This window comes from Pseudomarimonas arenosa (genome assembly GCF_014841215.1).
In the GTDB taxonomy this organism is placed as follows: domain Bacteria; phylum Pseudomonadota; class Gammaproteobacteria; order Xanthomonadales; family Xanthomonadaceae; genus Pseudomarimonas; species Pseudomarimonas arenosa.
In genome coordinates, this window is record NZ_JACYTR010000125.1 from 1 (window position 1) to 2,484 (window position 2,484).

The following is a 2,484-nucleotide window of genomic DNA, read 5'->3' on the forward strand; positions in this document are numbered from 1 at the left end:
AATAGCGCCAATACCAGGTCTACGCGCTTCTCTGCAGGCATTTCGCTCTTGCGTCCCATGTCTTGCTCCTCGATGGTTGTCTATCATTTCATCGGGTCCAAGGATCTGGGGGCAAGACAAACTGAGCGCCCATGCGCCATCAAAAAAGGGCACTGGCTCTAACTATGACGTCGCTACGCACAGTATTGAGCCGATCCCGAATCCACCACCGCAGAGCGGCGATCACCCACATCGATGTAATCGCATCGGCGGCGAGGGTACGCGGATTTCCTCGGTGGGAGTGGCGCCTAGCAAGCGACAACGCAAGGCGTGGCTTGGCCTTGTGCTCGAAGCACACTATTCGCCCTGCGACGCAAGCCTACGCGACGGCACCAGCTCTTGCTTCAACGCATCAACAGCGGCAGCGATGACTTCGGGCTCATAGCCCTGGATACGCCGCGACCCGACCAGAGTCAACGGTACTGCCTGGCCTTCCAGCCGATTGAATTCGACCAGAGCCTGCTCCGAGGAGTCGACTCTGCGATCGTCGAACTCAATGCCTTTCTCCAACAAATGCACTCTAAGCTTCTTGCACCACGGGCAGTCCTCGGTTCCAAACACGACGATTCTCGGCCGCCCTTCGACGAAGTAGCTGGAATTGTCGGCCAAGTAGAACTTCGGCTCGGGAAACCATTGCGCATACGCCCGTTGCAGATGAGGAGCCCCTGCCTGACCGAGCAGAAAGCAAGCAGCGACTAGCATCATAGCTGCAACGACTTTGAAGACCTTCATTCGCATCAAGAGAAACTCCTTACAGGCTGCTGAGTCCTCCATCCCCGGATCAGGTCAGGGGCAGGCTCTGGAGGCATTCAGCGCAACCACGTGCGTGCTTGCTTTCCGCGCGCGCCGTTCACGGCGCGCGATATCATGCCGCTGAAACAAGACGTTCAGCGGCCTGATAAGGAAGGACTGAACAAGTCCATCCTGGACTCTTGAGACGCACCGAGTTCGGCGTAGTCAGGCAAGCCCAGAATGCACTGGTTCTACTCCGGCGAGCTGATATCAACTCGCCAGAGCGGAAGCGCGGTCTAGGAAACCGCTATCCATAGATCTTCTCGCACTACGAAAAGATGCATCGCTTGAGACAAAGGCGCAGTTCACTACGGCATTCGAGCGCAGTGCCTCCGCTGCTTACGCACTGGTTGTAGTCGTCGTAGCAGATACTCTGGCAGTACGAGTTGGCTTGCGCAGTGTTGATGCCAAAGCCAAGCCCAAGCGAGATGGCGGCGAGCCCAGAAACCAGCAGTTTATTCTTCATGTGTACTTACTCCGATTGATAGGTTGATCCCATTGGACAGCTAATCGAAGGCCAAGAAATTGCTTGACCCACCTCAGCGCGCCGCTGTCCATCACGCGCCTTGATCATTGGCTGAAGGTGCTTGCAGCTACGTGGCACGACGCATGGCGAGCGGAGCTCGCTGAATCGGTTACTCGGCCAAGCTCTGTCCGCACATTTGCTATTGGGCGGTGCCCTTCGGCACAGCCCCATGCGCATAGGTTCACAAACAGGTTGGCCAGCTGCGCGATGGAACAAATAGCTGTGCGGACCTGTGGGGGGCAAGGATTGGGTGTCGAACGCACGGATCGGTTCTGCGAACGACTCGCGGCGCGGGTAAGGCAGCCTATTCACTATGATCTTCGTGCATTCCAGCACGCTCGCCCCACCAACGCTCCGATTCATCACAAACACCAAGATCCGAGCATCCCGTTGCACTTCGTTGTGGAAGAACTTTGCGAGACTCGCGCCCTGCCCACTCGAGGATCTACGCGTGACCCCACACCCTGGCTTCTCCTGGCGCGCAACGCGCGCCCTGCTCCTGACAGCGTTGATGGGTGCCAATGTGAACGTCCAGGCAAACGAACTGAGCTTCACAAGTGACGAAGGCAACCACACGGTCAGGGACAAACGCAGACCTGCACATCGGCGGACAACACGCTGAGGCTGACCCAAGTTTCGAGCGGCGGAAGAGAGAGCCTGAGTTTGCGGGAGCCGAGTGGCGCGTCACCCTCTTTCGCCCCCCCCGACCGGCATGCCGTGGAATCAGTGACCGGTTTGCGTGGAATGCTCAGATGATCATCGTGCGTTATGGTCGATGCTTTGCATCCAGCGCCGGTCGTGGCGGCGTCAAACTCGATCCGCCCGATATCGCCAAACGCCTCGCCAGCCCGCTAGACACCCTGCACCTCGGCCTGATCGAGCGTCGCAACGCCACTTTGCGCATGCCGGCGACCAATATCAGCACGGCATGCACGTTCATCTGGTTGGTAGCCACGAGGCTCCGCAACTCATCACCAACCCAGCGTTCTCCGCTCCCGGCCCCATGTTGATTCCCACACTCCAACCGAACAAACACCCCGCTTTCGGCCATTTTTCGATCGTCGTCGTCAACCGTCGTTGCGACGGTAATTCGGTAAGCGGAATTTCCCAGGAAAACGCTGCGGGTT

Annotated in this window: 3 protein-coding genes; 1 reads left to right on the forward strand and 2 read right to left on the reverse strand. The window is 58.1% G+C overall.

The window, feature by feature from the left end; translation table 11 throughout:
* Positions 1–336: 336 nt before the first annotated feature.
* Together IFO71_RS21420 and IFO71_RS21425 are read right to left on the reverse strand one after the other, a co-directional pair.
* Positions 337–741 carry a glutaredoxin family protein gene (locus IFO71_RS21420; protein WP_192031729.1) on the reverse strand — a complete coding sequence of 135 codons (405 nt, stop codon included), beginning with the start codon at positions 739–741 and terminating at the stop codon, positions 337–339.
* A gap of 358 nt (positions 742–1,099) precedes the next feature.
* Positions 1,100–1,297, reverse strand: a complete 198-nt coding sequence (locus IFO71_RS21425; RefSeq protein ID WP_192031730.1) for a hypothetical protein — start codon at positions 1,295–1,297, stop codon at positions 1,100–1,102.
* Between the two features lie 988 nt (positions 1,298–2,285).
* Here IFO71_RS21425 and IFO71_RS22155 point away from each other — a divergent pair.
* A partial coding sequence (locus IFO71_RS22155) for a hypothetical protein (RefSeq protein ID WP_225444872.1) occupies positions 2,286–2,484 on the forward strand: 199 nt, incomplete at its 3' end.

Bases quoted from the DNA above. Each gene is read 5' to 3' on its own strand.
- IFO71_RS21420 (WP_192031729.1), bottom strand. From the start codon at position 741: ATGCTAGTCGCTGCTTGCTTTCTGCTCGGTCAGGCAGGGGCTCCTCAT.
- IFO71_RS21425 (WP_192031730.1), bottom strand. From the start codon at position 1,297: ATGAAGAATAAACTGCTGGTTTCTGGGCTCGCCGCCATCTCGCTTGGG.